Annotated in this window: 29 protein-coding genes; 17 read left to right on the top strand and 12 right to left on the bottom strand. The window is 38.8% G+C overall.

Annotation, left to right across the window (positions count from 1 at the left end; all coding sequences use genetic code 11):
- Nucleotides 1-58: 58 nt before the first annotated feature.
- Complete coding sequence (locus tag AC4CVD_RS06965) at nt 59-349, top strand: hypothetical protein (RefSeq protein ID WP_490752594.1); 291 nt, start codon at nt 59-61, stop codon at nt 347-349.
- A gap of 513 nt (nt 350-862) precedes the next feature.
- Here the strand turns inward: AC4CVD_RS06965 and AC4CVD_RS06970 are convergent.
- From AC4CVD_RS06970 to AC4CVD_RS07025, 12 genes are all read right to left on the bottom strand, one after another.
- Nucleotides 863-1126: a hypothetical protein gene (locus tag AC4CVD_RS06970; RefSeq protein ID WP_004693415.1), complete on the bottom strand. Its 264-nt coding sequence runs from the start codon at nt 1124-1126 to the stop codon at nt 863-865.
- The gene (locus tag AC4CVD_RS06975) at nt 1127-1336 is read right to left on the bottom strand and encodes a hypothetical protein (protein ID WP_171263857.1); all 210 of its coding nucleotides are present in this window, start codon (nt 1334-1336) and stop codon (nt 1127-1129) included.
- Nucleotides 1329-1676 carry a hypothetical protein gene (locus AC4CVD_RS06980; RefSeq protein WP_178905333.1) on the bottom strand — a complete coding sequence of 116 codons (348 nt, stop codon included), beginning with the start codon at nt 1674-1676 and terminating at the stop codon, nt 1329-1331. The genes AC4CVD_RS06975 and AC4CVD_RS06980 overlap by 8 nt, the downstream gene beginning before the upstream one ends.
- 139 nt (nt 1677-1815) lie before the next feature.
- On the bottom strand, nt 1816-2949 hold the full coding sequence (locus AC4CVD_RS06985; protein WP_490752596.1) for an ATP-binding protein: 1134 nt from the start codon (nt 2947-2949) through the stop codon (nt 1816-1818).
- A gap of 12 nt (nt 2950-2961) precedes the next feature.
- Nucleotides 2962-3246 carry a hypothetical protein gene (locus AC4CVD_RS06990; RefSeq protein ID WP_490752598.1) on the bottom strand — a complete coding sequence of 95 codons (285 nt, stop codon included), beginning with the start codon at nt 3244-3246 and terminating at the stop codon, nt 2962-2964.
- Complete coding sequence (locus AC4CVD_RS06995; RefSeq protein WP_490752600.1) at nt 3246-3803, bottom strand: hypothetical protein; 558 nt, start codon at nt 3801-3803, stop codon at nt 3246-3248. Before AC4CVD_RS06995 ends, AC4CVD_RS06990 begins: the two co-directional genes overlap by 1 nt.
- An 83-nt stretch (nt 3804-3886) precedes the next feature.
- Entirely contained in the window at nt 3887-4243 is a 357-nt protein-coding gene (locus AC4CVD_RS07000; protein ID WP_078425873.1) for a hypothetical protein, read from the bottom strand.
- 211 nt (nt 4244-4454) lie between these two features.
- The gene (locus AC4CVD_RS07005; RefSeq protein WP_078425848.1) at nt 4455-5144 is read right to left on the bottom strand and encodes an MAE_28990/MAE_18760 family HEPN-like nuclease; all 690 of its coding nucleotides are present in this window, start codon (nt 5142-5144) and stop codon (nt 4455-4457) included.
- On the bottom strand, nt 5134-6282 hold the full coding sequence (locus tag AC4CVD_RS07010; protein ID WP_078425847.1) for a DUF262 domain-containing protein: 1149 nt from the start codon (nt 6280-6282) through the stop codon (nt 5134-5136). The genes AC4CVD_RS07005 and AC4CVD_RS07010 overlap by 11 nt, the downstream gene beginning before the upstream one ends.
- Nucleotides 6279-7598 (bottom strand): site-specific DNA-methyltransferase, encoded by a 1320-nt coding sequence (locus AC4CVD_RS07015; protein WP_078425846.1) that lies wholly within the window; start codon nt 7596-7598, stop codon nt 6279-6281. The genes AC4CVD_RS07010 and AC4CVD_RS07015 overlap by 4 nt, the downstream gene beginning before the upstream one ends.
- A 99-nt stretch (nt 7599-7697) precedes the next feature.
- Nucleotides 7698-7913: a hypothetical protein gene (locus tag AC4CVD_RS07020; protein WP_490752603.1), complete on the bottom strand. Its 216-nt coding sequence runs from the start codon at nt 7911-7913 to the stop codon at nt 7698-7700.
- Nucleotides 7914-7990: 77 nt separating this feature from the next.
- Nucleotides 7991-8701 (bottom strand): LexA family protein, encoded by a 711-nt coding sequence (locus AC4CVD_RS07025; RefSeq protein WP_242760358.1) that lies wholly within the window; start codon nt 8699-8701, stop codon nt 7991-7993.
- A gap of 99 nt (nt 8702-8800) precedes the next feature.
- Here AC4CVD_RS07025 and AC4CVD_RS07030 point away from each other — a divergent pair, with 99 nt between their 5' ends.
- The 16 genes from AC4CVD_RS07030 (at nt 8801) to terL (ending at nt 18736) form a co-directional block, all read left to right on the top strand.
- Complete coding sequence (locus tag AC4CVD_RS07030; RefSeq protein ID WP_242760359.1) at nt 8801-9052, top strand: helix-turn-helix domain-containing protein; 252 nt, start codon at nt 8801-8803, stop codon at nt 9050-9052.
- Entirely contained in the window at nt 9049-9324 is a 276-nt protein-coding gene (locus tag AC4CVD_RS07035; RefSeq protein WP_130234757.1) for a hypothetical protein, read from the top strand. Before AC4CVD_RS07030 ends, AC4CVD_RS07035 begins: the two co-directional genes overlap by 4 nt.
- Before the next feature lie 232 nt (nt 9325-9556).
- Complete coding sequence (locus AC4CVD_RS07040) at nt 9557-9811, top strand: hypothetical protein (protein ID WP_078425842.1); 255 nt, start codon at nt 9557-9559, stop codon at nt 9809-9811.
- The gene (locus AC4CVD_RS07045; RefSeq protein WP_490752605.1) at nt 9808-10116 is read left to right on the top strand and encodes a hypothetical protein; all 309 of its coding nucleotides are present in this window, start codon (nt 9808-9810) and stop codon (nt 10114-10116) included. Before AC4CVD_RS07040 ends, AC4CVD_RS07045 begins: the two co-directional genes overlap by 4 nt.
- Nucleotides 10113-10469 (top strand): hypothetical protein, encoded by a 357-nt coding sequence (locus AC4CVD_RS07050; protein ID WP_317455341.1) that lies wholly within the window; start codon nt 10113-10115, stop codon nt 10467-10469. Before AC4CVD_RS07045 ends, AC4CVD_RS07050 begins: the two co-directional genes overlap by 4 nt.
- Nucleotides 10466-11389 (top strand): hypothetical protein, encoded by a 924-nt coding sequence (locus AC4CVD_RS07055; RefSeq protein WP_490752607.1) that lies wholly within the window; start codon nt 10466-10468, stop codon nt 11387-11389. The genes AC4CVD_RS07050 and AC4CVD_RS07055 overlap by 4 nt, the downstream gene beginning before the upstream one ends.
- Entirely contained in the window at nt 11386-12132 is a 747-nt protein-coding gene (locus tag AC4CVD_RS07060) for an ATP-binding protein (RefSeq protein WP_348958673.1), read from the top strand. Before AC4CVD_RS07055 ends, AC4CVD_RS07060 begins: the two co-directional genes overlap by 4 nt.
- Nucleotides 12129-12386 carry a hypothetical protein gene (locus AC4CVD_RS07065; protein ID WP_160362308.1) on the top strand — a complete coding sequence of 86 codons (258 nt, stop codon included), beginning with the start codon at nt 12129-12131 and terminating at the stop codon, nt 12384-12386. Before AC4CVD_RS07060 ends, AC4CVD_RS07065 begins: the two co-directional genes overlap by 4 nt.
- 32 nt (nt 12387-12418) lie before the next feature.
- Entirely contained in the window at nt 12419-12796 is a 378-nt protein-coding gene (locus tag AC4CVD_RS07070; protein WP_490753498.1) for a DUF559 domain-containing protein, read from the top strand.
- Entirely contained in the window at nt 12793-13347 is a 555-nt protein-coding gene (locus AC4CVD_RS07075) for a hypothetical protein (RefSeq protein ID WP_178905234.1), read from the top strand. Before AC4CVD_RS07070 ends, AC4CVD_RS07075 begins: the two co-directional genes overlap by 4 nt.
- Before the next feature lie 625 nt (nt 13348-13972).
- Nucleotides 13973-14731, top strand: coding sequence for a protein kinase domain-containing protein (locus AC4CVD_RS07080; protein WP_287167317.1), 759 nt, complete (start codon nt 13973-13975; stop codon nt 14729-14731).
- Nucleotides 14724-15470, top strand: coding sequence for a PP2C family protein-serine/threonine phosphatase (locus tag AC4CVD_RS07085; protein ID WP_287167318.1), 747 nt, complete (start codon nt 14724-14726; stop codon nt 15468-15470). The genes AC4CVD_RS07080 and AC4CVD_RS07085 overlap by 8 nt, the downstream gene beginning before the upstream one ends.
- A 149-nt stretch (nt 15471-15619) precedes the next feature.
- Complete coding sequence (locus AC4CVD_RS07090; protein WP_490752609.1) at nt 15620-15793, top strand: hypothetical protein; 174 nt, start codon at nt 15620-15622, stop codon at nt 15791-15793.
- Between the two features lie 265 nt (nt 15794-16058).
- On the top strand, nt 16059-16703 hold the full coding sequence (locus AC4CVD_RS07095) for a putative metallopeptidase (protein WP_279044311.1): 645 nt from the start codon (nt 16059-16061) through the stop codon (nt 16701-16703).
- 46 nt (nt 16704-16749) lie between these two features.
- On the top strand, nt 16750-17232 hold the full coding sequence (locus AC4CVD_RS07100; protein ID WP_168396906.1) for a DUF2280 domain-containing protein: 483 nt from the start codon (nt 16750-16752) through the stop codon (nt 17230-17232).
- Entirely contained in the window at nt 17210-18736 is a 1527-nt protein-coding gene (gene terL, locus AC4CVD_RS07105; protein ID WP_490752611.1) for a phage terminase large subunit, read from the top strand. The genes AC4CVD_RS07100 and terL overlap by 23 nt, the downstream gene beginning before the upstream one ends.
- Nucleotides 18737-18811: the final 75 nt, after the last annotated feature.

Consider the following 18811-nt stretch of genomic DNA (forward strand, 5'->3'; position numbering starts at 1 on the left):
CTACTTGATTGCACTTACCACTTTTATGAATGGGCTTGAATCCTAAGTAGTTGAAGAAGTGGAGGGTGAAAATGGAACATTAAGATGTTTTAAATCTAATCAAATAGAAAATAAATATGGTGAAAATGAAAATACCACTATTCATAATCGAAATGAAAGATTAGACTTTGGTCTAAGATTAAAGTGTGCATTTTCACACTTTAACTTTGGTTTAACAAAGTTCAGGATTGTTAAAATGGCTTATCTTTCGACTTTTTTATGTGCAATCGTTCTCTTTTCTTTGGTGGTTATTTGGTCAATTGTTGAGTTTTTCATTGAGTCACGAAAAAAAGAAAAAGCCGGTATTTAGTTTTTATCCAATTTAATTAAATTTTATTATTGTAGTGTTTATAAGTGCTTTTGAGTCTTAGTATGTAACTCAAACATCGTGAAAGACCTGATATGTCAGTTTGATGATGTAAATTCCCCTGATTGTTTGGATAGTGTACAACCATGTATGAAAAAGCTTGTCTTTTGAAAAAATCTTCGATAGTATTCATTTCGCCTGAACTTGTTGATATATAACAAATTCAGCATATTAGGGCCTATAGCTCAGTTGGTTAGAGCAGCGGACTCATAATTCTAAATTCTCCTATAAAATTCGCAATTTCATACAATATTTCGCAATATCCTGCATCTTAAATAATCCTCAAACACCTATATTTACAGCATATTGCAATATCTGACTATCTATTACGATCTACGGAAATAGCTCTAGCGTCTACAATGAGTCTACTTGTGGTTCCAATTTGTAGACTCTAAGTAGACTTACTAAAATATAAAATCATATTCAAAAATAAAGCCCTCAACTGAGGGCTTTTTATTAGGCTGTGTGTTGGAGCCGGTTGCTGTCCATAAATTCTAAAACATCACTTTTTCGATAGAGTACTGTTTTAGCTGTCGGTTTTGAAAAGGGTATTCCACCACCTTCACATCTCTTCTTTTGCAGCCAAGCCAGTGAAATATGAAAGGTTAGTGCAATGGCTTCGGGTGGAAAATCCGCTTCAGGTGGCGCATTACGAAAATCTTTAATTACAGCTTTTTTTTCGCATGCGGACATTTTATCGATTTTAGTTAAACGAGCCATTTAAGACACCTCCTTCTTAATATCAATTAACTCAAACGGTAATTTGGTATCCAAGCCCTTGCATTCATCCTTATATCCAAAACTTACAAGGATGTGATAAAGGGCAGAGGCTTGCTCCGCCGTGAATGTTTTGGTTGTGCCTGATTGACCTATAACGAGTGGTGCGAATTCTTCAGCAAGGTCTTGGGCGATGTGTTGGAGGTTAGTCATTGGCTGGCTCCCGTGCTTCATCCAATACTTCTGCAATATCTGCAAAACTCACATAATCGTCACCAAGTGCTTTTTTACCAAAACTGTCCATATTTGCCATAAGTTGAGCAAGTTGATGCTTATCAACCAAAACAAACCCTTCAGGCACCGCTTGGGTTTTGGCTGCTTGCCATGCTGACCATCCAAAGTTGATGTTGTCCATAAATCTTGAAGATAGATAGTTGGAATGAAACGCATTGATTTCTAGCTTAAACACAAGGTCTTCAAACTCATCCTGTTTTATGACTTCTTGTTCAAGCAATTTTGCTAAATAAAGATTCTTCTGTTTTTGAATTTCCATCAAGCTCTCCAAGTCGCTTCTTTAAACTTCGCATCAGTGACTAATTCTTCAATTTCACCAGCACCGGTATTTTTAAAAATGTGTGTCATCTTCGCCCCGAACACTGTAAGTGTCCGGGTGATAGTGGAGTAGTGGTAGCTCATGCAATAGCTCTCCCTTGTCCTTGGGTGGTATTGATGATGTGAGCTTTTACATTTTCAAAATGCTGGGCTTCAATGCCTAATAAGCTATCGATTCCTTGATCTTCACAATAGGTCATAACATCAATGCCGACTTGCGCAAGGAGGTCTTGCAACTCATCACGTTGAGCTTCTGATATCCCATTAAATTCAGGAGGTTCTATCCATGTATCGCGGGGTATATCGAATGTGCAGCCGAGTACTTTCGCTCGAGCAAGCATCGCTTGACGCATGTTTTGGTAATAAGTGTGTTCTTTGTCCAACTTTAGGGTTTCGGTCAGGTGATTTAAGTCGCTTGCATAAACTGCTTCTTCGCAGCTTTGTTTCCAGTTATCCAAATCCTCAAGTGCTTTATTTAATGCAATTTGAGCAGGGGTAAGCGTGTTGATATGAGCCTTCGCATCTGCAATTAAGTCTGCAAGAAAAGTAGGGTGTAACTTAAGATCAGGTACCCAAACCTCACCAGTCTCACCACCTAAAGCACCTGAATTTTTCGCATGGTGTGTTGGGGATGGCTTGAAGTTAATGACTCTCGCATTTTTACCTTCACCAGTAGTAACAGTGGTCAAATAACCCATGATGTCTGCAATACGGTAAAGTTCATTACGATTCTTACCACCAAGCTCAGGACGGTAGATGATCCGATCATCGCTTTGGTCTTCTGAGGCATGGGCAATAAACACGACATCCTTACCAAAACTTAAAAGCGTATTGATGTACTGCTTAAACTTCATGTTTGCTAAGCCTTGGGCTTTTAACTTGAGTGCACCATCTTGCTGACGGTTATTTGCTGTTTTGAGCAAATGTGTCTTGATGGATTCAAGCATTGCGCCCACGGTATCAATAACAACAGTATTGAAAGGTGCTAAGTCTTGTTCAGTAATGTTTTCAATATCTGACCACTGCTGAACTGGAACAACAGCTCCGCGACGAAGTTCACCAGTACGGTGTGCACCACGGTCAAAGTCGAATGAAATGGCTTTATCTGCGGTGAATCCTAAAGACGTTTTACCAAGCCCAGGATCTGCATAAATGTAAGTAATAATCGCACTTACGTTTAACGCTTGGTCTGCTGGAATAATAGGTATAGCCATGATTATTTCCCCTTATGCCCAGAACAGTGAGCCTTTAGCTCGTTTAAATGATTTTGGATAAGTGCGTGTGAGTGACTTTTGAAGGCGAACAGCCATAGTTTTTCTTTGTTGGAAAGCCTGCTCACGTCCTAGCTCTTCTTGAACCCAAGGCAAAGCTTCCAAGCTTTTGCGTAAATCACCATTTAGGTTTTCCAACTTAAGCAACCAGCGTACGTATGCACGATCCAAATCAATAAGGGCAGTGCCTTTATGCTTACCGAATTTGATAACTTCCTGTGAATTAGTAGAAGTAGTCATTAGCCTGCCTCCACTAAACGATGTTTCTCGATATAGCCTTTGATGAGGGCATTGAAGTTCTGATGGTCGATGTGGTTTGTGAAGTCGTTGTATGGATTGCCTAGGGCATCTGAAACAGTCAATTCATCAAGGCTAGTCACATCAACTGCAGTGAATTCACTACCTGGTACGCCGTAGCTGTCTTCAAATGCTTCAACTTCAAAACGTGCTGTAACGCGGAAACCATCTAAACGAATAACAGCTTCGCCGTGGTTATCACCAGTCATACGTAATGCAAGGAGTTGATATTCAGAAGGTGCTACGTTGGCAACTAGAGGTTGAGCAGCCTGTGGTGCAGTTTTAAACCCGCAGCTAAGCACACCTATTGTTACAGCAGCTACACCAAGAGATATCTTGATGGTATTGAAAGGGGATAAGGTTTTGTTCATAATTGATCTCGCAGTTTCTGTAAAAGCACTCAAAGGGTTCGAAGTCTTGAGTGCTTTTTTAATGTCTGTGAGATAAATATGAACTAATGGTTCAATATTGTCAAGAACCAAAAGTTCAATAATATGCATAATTGAATTATTGGTTCTTATTTTGTGTTTTAATAGACAAAAGAAAGCCCACCATTGGGGTGGGCTAGTTGAGCGTTAGAAGACTACTTTTGACATTGGATATTAAATTTATCTTTGTAGTAATCCAGCGCAATTGCTAAATCACGATCCAACTTGTCTGGCGTGTAGTCATTTGGTGAAAGCTTGAGTAGAGCAGGGGCATACTGCTGAATGTACACATTTGGGTAATCAACACATAAAATTTGCTTTTTAACTTCAAGTGATGTGTTTGGGCTATCTAGCTGATCTATAAATTTACCGATCTTGGTATCCGCTTCGTCAAATTGCTTGATGGTTGCTGGATCTTGTTTTAGCTCAGCAGGATCGGTTGAGTCTGGTTGTTTTTGACAGGCTGTAACAGAAATGGCTAAGAAAACGGAAACAAATATAATTCTTTTCATATTTAGGTACTTATTTTTATGTGAAGTTGTATTATAGTCAAATTTAGTAAAAAGAAAACCCCGCGTATGCGAGGCTAGATAGGCCATTCTTTGTTATTACAGGTCATCCTTCGACGTGACCTTGATTAAATAATAGCAAAGGCATGTTGCAGAAATGAGAAACCCGCCGCTGAGGTGGATGAAAACAATACCAGACAAACCAATTAAAATCTTATCGAAACTCTTCTTTTAAAAACAATTTTTCTACACATGATTTGGTAAGATTGATCATAGTTTGAGACACAGTTTGTGCAACAGATAACTCAAAGCCTTCATAATCATTTCGATTAACCCCATCCCGCCTTTCACCATGTACAATCTTATTTCTAATACCTAATAACTTATTTAGGTTTACTTCTATATCCCTGTCGATTTCATGTGGAAGTCCTAATTTATATAGGTTCTTCTTAAAAACCAGTGGGCTTAAGTTGGACTCTAAATCGACACTAGTTATTTTAATTTGAACTTTAGTGGAGTAAATCTCTGTTGAATTCTCAACAAACTGAATTTCTCGAAAGAATCGATGTAATTTCGTATCTTCTGGTGCATGAGCTTTAAAATATGAACACTTCGCTGAGTCATCTCTCAGCGCTTTGAACACATCATGAATTGTTGCACTAACAAGGTGAGTATTTGCTTGAGCACAAGGAATACTTTGATCATTAACGGTTTTTATATAGTGACTTAGTGCAAATTGAAAAAAACCCTCGAAATGTGCATATAGGAATACAACAAGAGATCGTCTATAAGTATTTGCCTTATTATCATCCAAAGGTGCACTTAAATTTTTAAGAAGCCTCAACTCGTCTAAGCGCCATTCCCAATCTTCCTCCAGCTCAGTCCTAAAAGCATTAATATCCATTTGTCAAAAATCCTCGAATTTTATCAGAGACAAAATTAACTCGAGCATTTAAAGCATTTGGAGTATTTTTCCCCCCGCCAGTAGTCAAATTTATATAGTCCTCATCAAGTTTTATTTCAGTAAAAAAAGATTTTAGTTTCTCACACTTTTTTTCAGTAGAAATGTCTATTGCCTCTAAATGATCTTGAATTCCTAATGCAAATGATTCAAATTGATAGACAATAAACATGCTGGCTAATTTTGTACGATTAATATTTGCCCGACTAAAGCTTTGATTACCTAATACTTTTGCTAGAATTTCAAATGTCTTATTAAAAATCTGCTCTTGCGCAATGAAATCAAATTCACGATTATGATCTGGATCTGAAACTTGCTCCATATATTCCGTCATGAAATCCCGTATATCGTGCTTAAAGGCATCTCTATTATTTAAAAATGTAAAAAAGCGTAAAACAAGTTCTTGATCATAAGCACCGAAAATTTGTTCTTGTGTTAGATTTTCAGTAGTGATTTTGAAATTTTCATTTTTAGAGAGAGCAATTATAAAATCATTAAATTTATTATCTAGGAGCCTAATTGTACAATTTCTCATTTGTTGGTCGGTGAGTAAGGTTCCACCAGTATTTAAGCGTTTAAACATATGGTATTTGAATTTATGATTACTAGATTTTCTAACCACCTCAACCCGCACAAAACTCCGTTTTAATTTAATTTGAAGTGCAGTTCCTAGATCATCATACGTTTTACCATTAAGAGACTCAATAATGTCACAATCGGTGAGAGTTAGTTTTTCCCCCTTATTTATACACACAGGTTCTTCAGGGGCATTCAACTCACCTCTAAAATGAAGATAAGAGGAGAGTCGTTGTAAACCATCAATAAGTAGCTTTTTATTATCTTCAATTTCAACAACATATATTGGGGGTACAGGCATTTCTAATAAAAGTGATTCAATGAAACGAGATTGCGCTCCTGCAGACCAGCGAAATATTCTTTGGTAGTCTGGGGAAATATCTAATTCAGAACTTGTGACCATATCTAATAACTCATTAAATGAGATATCTAAGCTTTGTGTATGCACATTTTTAAGATTCTCATCAATTTCACTAATAAGAGCAGGAACGGTATTATCACTCATTGTATATTTCCAATATTTTTAAAGATTAAAACTGATTCAGAGATTTGTTTTTTAGAGATGTAGCGATTTGATTTTGAATTAATATATGACATGTTTGTTTTAGTTTCAAAATGATCTTCTCTAATTAAGTCTAGCCCGCAATTTTTAGACATTTCACTAAGAGTTTTAGCGAGATCGTTATTAATCTCTTTATAAAAAGAATTTTGAACTACAGATATAAACAACCCATTTAATTTTAATATTCGTGATATTTGTTCAATTGACTTATAAATATCATCGAAATATTGCAAATGATTTTTATAATAATAGGTTGAAGACGCTATTGATGTATGATCTTGGACATTCCTTAGGAAAGTATTACAAGTTTCGCCCCATAAAGGGTTCGGGGTCATAATTTTCTTTTTTACAGTAGAGGTTCCTATTAATTTTTCTCTTAATGATCGAATGTCCGTAACACGTATAGTTGCAAGTTCGATAGATGTAGCAATAGCGTAATCTATACGGGTGCAGTATGGAGGTGAAGTTAGTATAATATCTACGCTTTGATTGGTTTGTGACAGAGATGTGGAGCTATTTAAATGGAAATTTACGTTTGCATCTGTGTTGAGGGAATCGTTAAAGACATGTGATTTAACTGTATCGTCAAGAAGGCTAAAAAAAGTATTTTTTATATAGCTATAACTTACTTCTAACTTTTCTTCTTCATTTTTTGGTTTTTTTACCCATGTTGGGTTAGATGGAATAAAAGCTTTTAATAAAGTTTTGATAGTTTTAAATAAAACTACATATACAAAAGCACCAATTGTACTTAATTTATTTAATGAACTGTTTTCTGTTAAAGATGAATATGAGTTAAAAGAAATAAAGTTTTTATTTATTGAATTCTCGATTTTTCTTATTAATGTACAACTTTTTTCTGAAAACCAGGTTTTAAGAGGGTCGCTTTCGTAAGGTATATGGTTTTTATCTCTACTGGAATTATGAAAAATAGTATTACATATAGCATCTAAGCTGCTTAAGTCTAAGATATTAATTAATCTAGCTTTTGCGATAATTAGCATTACAGGATTTAGGTCATTACCAATTGCATTTTGACCTAATTTATACGCTGAAAATGTTGTAGTGCCACTGCCATTCCAAGGATCAAAAATTGTTGATTGTTTATTTTTATAGGTCAACTGTTCCAGTAAATTTAATGTAAATTCTTCTGAAAACCCAGCATAGTAAGAAAATAAGGCTGAGTTAGACTGCTTGCCTTTTTTCATTGGCTTTAATTTGGGGTTTAAAATCTCCAAAGTATCTACATCAAAACCCATAAAACGCACCACATTCCACCTTATACAATTTACATTATATTACAGAACCAAATCCTCTCACAAAAATAAAATTTAGTTTCTTTAACTTCAGCATCTCAACTACCCAAAAAGTTGAATTCGTTTAAATTTTTTATTCATATCAATTTGGCTTTTATAGAATTTATCTTTATCAATTGCTTCAATAAAATCGTTAAAGGTACTGGCTTCAAGAAGTCTATAAATAAATCTCTCACCAGTCCTAAGAACCACGGTCAACAAGAAGTGCTGATAAAGCACGTAGCTGATATTGCGCGAATTTACTTCAATTCTTTGCATGTTTGGTATTTTGTTTCCTTATATTTGTGTGCTTTAAATAGCTTAAAACCCAAGCTTTGATGTGCTTAGGTTTATTCTTATTTATTAAAGCTTCTTAGGTGTTCAACTACTACTCCAATGATGCGAATCTCTTGCTGAGTTGAGTTCATGGTTGGAAAGTCAGGGTTTAATGGAACTAACTCAAAAGTCTCCCGCCCATGTTCGTCATAACCGATTGCACGGTATTTTTTAAATGTGGCTTCATGACTACCATTCTGAGCAATTACATAACAACCAGGATAGGGTGGTTTTGAGGCATCAACCACTAATTTGTCGCCAGGATTAAAGTCTGGCGTCATGCTTGCACCTGAAACCTCCAGCGAGAATACACACTCAGGTTTTGCACTCTGATAAGTAGTGTAAGTCTCACTTTTGGGATTGAGACCATCATATCCAACATCATGAAACAGTCCTGCTTGAACGTAATCCAATACGGGAATTTTGCGTAGAGGTGATGTATCAGGACGAACGTTGCCAAAGCTTGATTCTGGCGTTGTTTGAGTTGGGGGCTCTCCATCACCATTGAGTAACCATTCAGCAGATACGCCCAGAAATTTGGATAATTGAGGGAATTTTGACGTTTCAGGCATAGCTTCGCCTTTTATCCACTTGCCAGCCCCTTTATCTGATATCTCAAACTCTTTGCTGAGAATTCTTGCTCGACCACGAACAGGGTAGCCTTTCAGATCCATAGCTTCATTTAATCGTTTAGCAAAATCTTCTTTGATTTTATCTGTTGAAGTATTCATTAAAATTACCGATGAACCAATGGTTCAATAATAATAAGTATTGAAAGAACTATCAGTTCTTGTTAAAGTTGAACTATAGGTTCAATAATGGTTAGGGTTATGCTTACTATAAAAAGTGCAATTACATGCGCTGGTGGCGTGAAAGTGGTTGCTAAATCAATAAACATCACCGAAAGAGCAATCTATAAATGGATTGCAAGAAACACGCTTCCATATACAGATTACAAGGGCGAAACCGACTATGCGGAGCAAATTTCTGCATTAACAGATGGTGAGCTATCGAAGTCGCAAATATTAAAAATTGGCTTGAATAAACAAAGCGATCTACCTACACAAGTGGTGAAAGTATGAGCCTTGAAAAGAAATCTACGCATGTCCGTTTGTCTCCTGAAATACATGAGCGAGCTAAAACTCTCGCTGAAATTAAGGGTAAAGACCTTGCTCAGTACCTCGCTTTCTTACTTGAAAAAGAAATCGTGGGTGAGTGGCATGTTCTTAATTTACAAGCAAAATCTTTTGAGCGCTTGGGATTAGCAGCCTTAGTAAGGGACTTGTCAACCGAAGTCAGCTTTCTTGAGGGATCGGAAGGGATTCACGGGAATTCACACAAAGAAAAAGCCTGATCTTGGGGATCAGGCTTTTCGATTCATTACCCTAGAGGTGGAAATAATGAACAATTCAAATTTAACACAAGTATTAATCAAAAAAAAGCCTGAGGCTCGACTCTCAGACTTTCTAGTTCAAAAACATTCTAGTGGAATTGAACATAGATCTGAATCTAACACACCAAACAGGCAAAAAAAAGCCCGAGAGTTGAGATCGGGCTTTAGTATTCAATTCAGAGGGTACACTTTCATGAACGACGCGAATGTATCACAACAAGTATTTGAAGACAATACAGATTTCCTAATTGGGGATGTCGTTGTTTTAAAGAATCCAAATTCAGATCCACAACTCCTAACAATCTCAGCATTTCAGCCAAGCCAGTACTACTGGATCGAAGGTGGTGAACTGGTACATCAAGATGATGTTCGTACTGCCACTACAGCAGAACTACAAGCCAAACGCCGTTTATCAGAGGCTGAACAAGCCTTAGCGGAGGTTCCATGATTACTAACAAAGCTCTTCAAAAGAAGCCTGAGCATAAGCAGATGATGCAGCTTCAATCATGGTACGAGCCAGCACTACGCACGTTAGATGGATTGCTGGAGATCCGTAGGGCGAACCTACGCAAAATCAAAGGTGATGTAAAGAATGCTGCCGTAACGCGAGACGAGTTTATGGAAATGCTGATCAATGAACATCGCATTTCAGCTTGGTATGCAGGTGAAATCATTTCTAGTCTGCATCGAGCAGGTCGAATTTTTATGTTTGGGCGCTTTATTAAAAATATCGAAAAAGGGGGTGCTCAGTGAGATATTCAGCTAAACGTGGGCAGAAAGATGTTCAAGCTCCTGCACCTATCGAAGTAATCATCCCTTTACTTGATCCAGTGACGATTTATTCAGCCAAAGAGCTTGCAGCTATGCCTTTGTCAGTCATGAACAAAGCAATTGAGGCACAGGAGGCTTATTTCATTCTTGAGCATACAACCCAAATGGGGGGGCAAGCCATAGCGATACGTCGTCAAATGCAGGAAGGTACCCAACTTGTTCAGGTGAAAGAAAAGTCACGTACGAGGTACAAAATCAACAACGAATTTGTCGAACCTCGAATTATTCGTCAGTTGGAAAAGCGCGGCTTAGTCAAATTGGAGTGTGCTAAATGAGTTTATTCAGCACTGGCCATGATGTCGTGGATCAGGTTGGTAGTGTTCACCTTGAGGGTAACATCTTACCAACCAGTTGGTTTAGTACCTTCGTTTTAGAGAGTGGAAAACCCGATTTAAACGCTATCGTTGTGCTTTCAGAAATCGTTTATTGGCATCGACCTACAGTGGTGCGTGATGAATATTCTGGCCAAGTTGTGCGCGTTAAAAAGAAGTTTAAATCTGATCTTTTGCAGCGTTCTTACCAGAGTTTTTCTGATCAATATGGCTTCTCAAAACAGCAAGTCAAAGAGGCATTTGATCGTCTCGAGAAATGTGGGGTGCTAAAACGTCACTTCCGAACAATTGAAGCTAACAATCAGAAATACAACAATGTTTTGTTTATTGAGCTCATTACACCTGTACTTTTTGAAATGACCACCCTCCCACTTTCAAAAGGGGGAGGCTCCCCATTTGAAAAGGCAGACCCTCCCCATTTCAAAAAGGGGACAAATACAGAGACTACTACAGAGATTACTACAGATATAAACACACAACAGGAATTGCCTGAAAATTCAGCTCAGGATGATTCATGGAAACCTGATCAAAATTTCATAAGCACAATTTTGCTTCAAACAAAATTCAGCCATCGCGTAAATGAAATTTTAACCATGCCTGATTTCCAGTTTCACTTGGGTAGTTTCAATGCGCACTGGGAAAACAAAATCCATCTCACCGAAAACCAAAAAACGAGAAAGTTCGCAGCTTGGTTGGTGCAGGAATTTGAGAAGCAAGTAACCAAGACAGAGCGTGAAGGAAGAAAACCAACACGCAAAAAATCTTCTGAAAAACCAAATAACCGCAACGTGAATGATCCTTGGGGTGGAGTTCAGAACTATGAACCAGCAACAGGTGATGTGGATACAAGGGGGCTCCTATGAACGCAATCGCACCGCTTAGTTTTGATATTCAGAAATCAACAGAATTTTGCCAGTTGCACCAGGCGCAAATGGTTTCTTTCCGTGGTAAATCGTTCTGCAAGCAATGCTCAACGGAAGCGCTTAACAAAGCTCAAGCAGAACACCACAACGCCGTGAATGCGATGGTTCGTGAAAAACACTTTCAAGGCGCAAAACTTCCAACCCGTCATGCGAACAGTGGGTTCAGAGAATACTTGGTCGCGAATAGCGGTCAGCAAAATGCAAAAACTCAATGCGTCACGTTTGTGAAGGATTTCACGAAGGGAATTAAGCGCAATTTGATCATGATTGGTCGCACCGGTACTGGGAAAACACACTTAGCTTGCGCCGTGGCTCGAAACATCCTTGAGACCCAAAAGTATGCCCGCTATGTGACTTCTGAAGACATGGCCAATGAAATAGCGAATGCATGGACCAAGGCTGATGATAGTGAAGTAAACGCTGTTCATCGCTTCACTGAATACGATCTATTGATTCTTGATGAATATGGATTGCATGACCGCCATGAAAACCGTCTCCAGCTGGTGCACAAAGTTCTTTACTCACGTTATGACGCTGGCAAGCCAACCATGTTGATTTCAAACATGACAGCACATGAATTGGAACAAGACCTTGGTGATCGTCTCTGGTCTCGTTTTCAGCATGATGGTTTGGATGTGGTTGAGTGTAATTGGGCAGATGAGCGTGTTGGGGGCGAAGTGTGAAGCAGCAGAAATTCAGTACAAAACAAGCCGTGAAACAAGGCGAACGCATGGTGCTGGTTTTAAAGAAAATCATTCAGAAGTCTGGGCGAACCAGTTTGAAAGAAGTTACTGAGTGGATGGAAATATCACCACGTAATGCCAATGTGTTTGTAAATCAGCTTTTAGCAGAAGGGTATTTGGAGACAAACAGCAAGAGCCCTATGAGTCTTAAGGCTACCGAAAAGGCCAAACAGTTATTTGAGGTAAAGGGGTGACAAGTAGCTACTCCATTGCTGAATACAAAAAGATGATCGGTGCGAATAAACCTAAAAGAGGATCTAAGCGCCCAAAGGTTAAAGGTGAAAAAGTACAGAGTGAGGGTGAGGTGATATTGGCCAATGCTCTGAGAGCTTTAAAAATTGAGTTTGAGCAGGAGTTTAAGTTTCACCCCACACGCAAATGGAGAGCTGATTTTCATTTGAAGGACAAAAAGATATTGGTCGAAGTGGAAGGTGGGATCTGGAGTAATGGTAGGCATACAAGGGGTAAGGGGTATTTAGGGGACTTAGAGAAATATAACGCAGCAACAATGATGGGTTATCAGGTAATACGGTTTAGCACCGAGCAAGTGAAAAGCGGCAAAGCGATTGAGCAAATAGAGAAGATGGTAGGGGATTTGGGATGAATGCAGTTATGGCAGATAAATTTGAACAATTTGAATGGTTGACTCATGGCATTACTGCGAAGTCACCAAACTTTGAGCCACAAGCTCATGGCACTGGGGAGAAACCTTTGAATTACGAAGATCGTTTAGGTGCCATTGCTACAATGGATACGCAACTGGCGAAGTCGGTTACTTCATTAATTGTCTTTGATGGTAAGTGTGAAAGTGATTATGAATATGTGCGTATGCACCTGGTAAATATCATGCTTCAAAATGCCGTGGCTGATAAGAAACGGGAGCCTGAGCAAATTACTATGAATCACTTGGCTTACTTAATTGCACGCATGGTTATAGATTTCTCTTTAGATCCCCAGCTTGAGGCTAATTTTACCCCACAAGGTCGATTGTATTATGCAGGTATAAGTTCAATTCAGATGCTAGCTGAGAATTACCGAAAAACATGGAAATCATATGAGAGCTTAATGTCATTGGCTATGGAGTCGGCAATTGATGAGGCGTCAAAGGCGGTTGAAAAGTATAAGAAAAATACTTACAAGGAATTAAAGGCCTAGGGATTCCATTATTTCGGAATCTAGGCTATAGTTTCACTATACTGGTCGTATTACGGTTTATCCGAGACCAAACAAGTTTATATACCCGGCTCCTCTAGGCTGGGTATTTTTTTAATTACAAATTCTTACATGACAATTCACATAAAGCTGACTAGAATGCTCGGTATTAGCTTCTCCATGAATAGTTAATATCAGTTTATACCTGCACCTTCCCCAAGTTGCAGGTTTTTTTTGCTTCATTTTTTGTGAGATTAATGATTTAATTATTTTGTTGTGAATAAAAACAACGATTCCTTGAATCAGCGCACATGACCAAGGGGAAAAGCCTTACAGTGATGTAGGGCTTTTTTTATGGCGGCTTGACTTTATTCGTAGTGGTTTAAATTTTAATGCCGCCACCCAGATTTTACATACATCAAAGCTCGGTCAAATGATACGGCTTTTGTGGATATCAGATGCAAATCTTATTTCAGACCCCAATATATTGATAAAATGTGATTTATATCTTATTGATTGATGAAAACAGCAACAGTTAAATAAATTTAAGATGGTTGTTTACACTAGTAATCAATTAGATATAAAGTGCTTTGGACTTTTTTTCTAAAAAATATAGAGAAGCCCATAAATGATTGAGCATAGCAGTTATCTAATTGAGCAGATTGAATACATGGGTGGTGGTTCATTCGGGGCTGTACATAAGGTTAATGTCTATAATAGAAAAATGCATTTGTGTGGGCAATTTGCAATGAAAACCATGCAGTCAGATGCTCGAGAAGCGGAGGATTTCCGCAAGCGTTTTATGCGAGAAGGGCATTTACAGTCTAAATGTATTCATTCCAATATTGTGCCTATTTATATATGTAATCTTTCCTCTGCAGAGCCTTGGTTTGTTATGGAATTGGGAGAAACTGATGTAGAGAAGTTGATTTTAGAAGGAAACTTCCCAAGACAAGAAAGGTTAAAATGTATATATGATTTGCTTTTAGGGATGGAGTTTATTCATAGTCGCAAATTATTACATCGTGATATAAAACCTTCCAATATGGTTAAGGTTGACAATAAGTATAAAATTGCTGATTTCGGCCTGGTTAAAAATACAGTGCCAAACCCAAACTCTGTTCCTCTTACTGCGATTGGACAAGGAATGGGGACGCCAGGATTTGTTGCCCCAGAAGCTGTATTTGGTCATTTTAGTGATCAAACAGACATCTATGCGATTGGATCATTTATGCAATTCGTTTGTTACAATGATGAATATTTGACTGAGAAACTACTTCCAATTATTAATAAGTGTAGAGAAGATGTTCCAGCAAATAGATTTCAGACAGTAAGTCAGCTATTAGATGTATTTAAGCTGATATTTAATGGAGAACAGAATGCTTGATTTAATTACTGTAGCGGCATTCACGCTTCCTAAATCACATGAAAAGGTAAATGAAGATTCATTACTTTTACCCGTAAAAAAGAAAAATGGTTTTGCTTTTGCTATCGCTGATGGTGTTGGCTCGTATGCTGGAGCTAGTAATGCATCTCAACTAGTCGTTGAATATTTTAATAAATCTGATGATTACCCTTTTTCGGATGTAGAAAATACATTAAAAACTTTAAATAGTAAATTAGGTACACTTGAAGAATTGGACCAAAATTTTTATAAAGCAGCTACAACTTTAACATTGGGTTATATTGATGAAAAAGGACTTCATATAGTTCATATCGGAGATAGTAGATTATATTTAAAAAAGGAACAAAAGCTTATACAGCTGACTAAAGATCACACACAGCATCAAAAGCTTTTGGATGCTGGGCTATTTACAGAGCGTCAATTGAAAAAAATGCCTGGTAAAAATATCTTGATGGCTGCTTTATCTAGTCACATCAATCTTGAATTTCAATTTAGCTTTATTGAGCTATCTGAATTAATTGATGAAAATAATGAAATTGTGCTAAATATCATGTCTGATGGAGCATATGAGTTCTGGGAAAAGAAGCCAAAATTTTCAATTAATACAATGTCTTCACCAACTGCTTTTTCAACGAGCTTATTAAAACGAATACAAAAAAATGGGCCAACAGATGATCACTCTCTTATTTCAATGAAATTTAGAACTAATACTATTGGTTAATAATTTCAACCACCTTCGGGTGGTTTTTTAATGGATAAATAAACCCTCGCCACAACTCCAGTGGCATTTTTGCAGAACGTATTACGGCACATAAACCCCGCTCAATATGCATTATTGGCGGGGTTTTTCTTTTCTTATTGGGTGGTGTTATGGCAGACAAAGTACAAGCGAAAAAAGACTTAGAATTTTGTAGTGCTGAACTGTCTAAGTACCAAAACTTAAGCCGTTCGGGTTTGACTCGGGATGAGATGCTGGCGATAGATGGCATCATGATTAAGTTGAAAGAGCGGGTTAAGAATCTAAGAACAAGCCTGTACGATTAATTAACAAATAAACCACTATTGTATAATTTCTTACATATCTATCCCTATAAATTGTGAGAAATGTATTCTTTTAGTGTTGATAATTTTTTTAATTGTGAGAGTATAAAAAAAGAACAATAAAGGGAGAAAAGTATGGCTTCACAAGATGTGCTTATAATCTCGGTTTCGGCCTTTGTCCTTGCATTAACGATTTATGAGTTTGGGCAGATGTCGATGTTGTTTTAAACTAAACCACCTTCGGGTGGTTTTTTAATGGGCGAAATTTATGAATGAAGTCGGGCAAGCCATACTAGTTCGACCATACCCACCAAAAGAAATATTCGATTTAGGTACACCGAACTTCATGCCAGCACCAGAACTGTGGGCATGGATTAAAGCTGTATTCCTAAATGAACATTCCGAAGTGTTTAACCCTGATCATATTCATCTGGACTCATTTTACTGGCCACAGATCGCCGTGATGTGGGCAAACGGCGGATTTATCAAACAGGGGCGCTTTGTCATTGGTCAAGCTGAGAAAGTCATGATCAATGTGGGTGGATGGAAGAAAGCACGCCAAGAGGAACAATTTGAGCAATGGTTTGGTCAAGTTCCTGAATATCTCATTACCATTGATGCCAAATTTGCCCAAGTGGCTAATGATATTGCATTTTGTGCACTGGTCGAGCATGAGCTTTATCACATTGCACATAAGCGTGATGAATGGGGTATTCCACAATTTAACCGTGAAACAGGCTTACCTAAGCTTGAGATTAAAGGGCATGACGTGGAGGAATTCACTGGTGTGGTACGCCGTTATGGTGCAAGCGAAGAAGTTCAAACCATGATTGATGCAGCGAAACAGCGACCTGAAATTTCAAGAGCCGATATTTACCATGCGTGCGGTACTTGCTTTCTGAAGGTCGTTTAAATTTTTTTGTCCATTGAGTTGGACGAAGTTGGACGGATAAAGAGCAATGGCAACGCTAAATCAAAAGCACAAACTCTTTATCGTGCGTAGCTTAGCGCAGTGGAATACACCTACTGAAACCGTTGAGCTTGTCCAACAAGAGTTTGGCATCACTATTTCACGTCAGCAGTGTGAGGCATACGACCCGACCAAACGGACAGGGCAAAACCTCAGTAAAGCACTAGCTGACGAGTTTTATAAAACCCGGGAGCAGTTCCGTAAAAATACAGATGAAATGCCCTTGGCGAATCTCGCCGTGCGCTTACGTCATTATGAGAACTTGCTGAATAACCCACAGAACAAACGCAATCCGATTTTACAGCTGACCATTCTTAAACAGGTGGCTGAAGATGTTGGTGGCAAGTACACCAATAAAACAGAATTGACTGGCGCAGGTGGCGGACCATTACAAAGCGAGAATGTTACCTACGTGGATGCTAGCCCTGAATTAGTGAAGCAGGTGTTAGATGAACTCGAAAGTAAATACTAGACCGCTTGAGATAAAGATCGAACGTGAGAAATGTGAACGTGAACATTTGTTTTTCACACGCCGTTTTTTCATGCCAAGAATGGGCTTTAAGTTTTCGGTCAATTGGCACCATGAATATATTGCATGGGCAATTGATGAAGTCATTGCTGGTCGCATTGAAAACCTAGTCATTAACGTTCCACCTGGTTCAGGTAAGACTGAATTACTGACTAATCTGATCGCACGTGGTATCGCAAGAAACCAGCGTTCACGATTCTTATATTTGTCATTCTCGCAGTCACTTGTAGAGGATGTGTCATCCACGGCGCGAAACATCGTGAAATCGGTCGATTTTCAGGGCTTATGGCCTGTGAAAATTTCGACCAGTACTGATGCTAAGGCAAGTTGGAAAACGACCGTAGACGGCTATGAAGCAGGGCACGTTTATTCTGCTTCAATGGGTGGTCAGGTTACAGGCCGCCGTGCAGGTACATTGGCAGATGCTGGATTTACCGGTGCGATTATCCTAGACGATCCGCTCAAGCCTGAAGATGCATTTAGTAAGACGGCACGTAACAAGGCAAACCGTAAGATTCTGAATACGGTCAACTCACGTAAAGCCAAATCATCTACACCGATTATTCTGATTATGCAGCGTTTACACGTTGAGGATCCGACTAACTTTGTGATGACTGGCAACGTGCCAGGGAAATGGCATCAGATCTCGATACCGGCATTAATCGATGACGATTACATAGAACGTCTACCTGAGCACATTCGCAAGAAAGTGCCTTTAGATGTTGAGCGTGATGAAAAGGGCCGTCAAAGCTATTGGCCACTGAAAGAATCATTGCAGTCATTGCTGCAGTTAGAGAAAGGTGGACAGGACAAAGACGGTGCTACGGTATCGCGTTACACATTCAGCAGCCAGTATCAGCAAGAGCCTAAAAAGCTCGGTGGTGATCTTGTTAAGGCTGAATGGTTTGGTCGCTATCTCGAATTGCCTCCACTCAAGTGGCGTGCGATCTGGGCAGATACGGCGCAAAAAACCAAAGAGCATAACGACTATTCAGTGTTCTTATGTGCTGGTCTTGGTCACGACAATCGCCTGTACATCATCGACGTGCGCCGTGGCAAATGGGAAGCACCTGAACTGATTAAGGAAGCTAAGGCTTTCATCAATAAGCATAAGGAGAGCAATACCAAGATCGGCAAGCTTCGATACATGGCCATCGAGGACAAGGCATCTGGCACGATGCTGATCCAAAATATTTCGCGTGATACCACATTACCGATTAAGGCAATCCAGCGTGATACAGACAAGCTGACGCGAACCATGGACGTGGTGTTCTACGTTGAAGATGGTCGTGTCATGTTGCCTGTGAGTGCGCCGTGGCTATTGAACTATGTGGAAGAGATCGAGGGGCTAACTGCCAGCATGTCACATGAGCATGATGACCAGTGGGATCCAACAATTGATGCGATTAATGATTCACTTGCGAAAAAGCCGACTGTATTTGATTAGAGGTATTTATGGCTAAAGATAAAAAGTCTGATACAGGCGGTAAAATTAAAACGCTTGTGGCAGATGCAGTAAAAC

This window comes from Acinetobacter sp. LipI_23 (assembly GCF_058243045.1).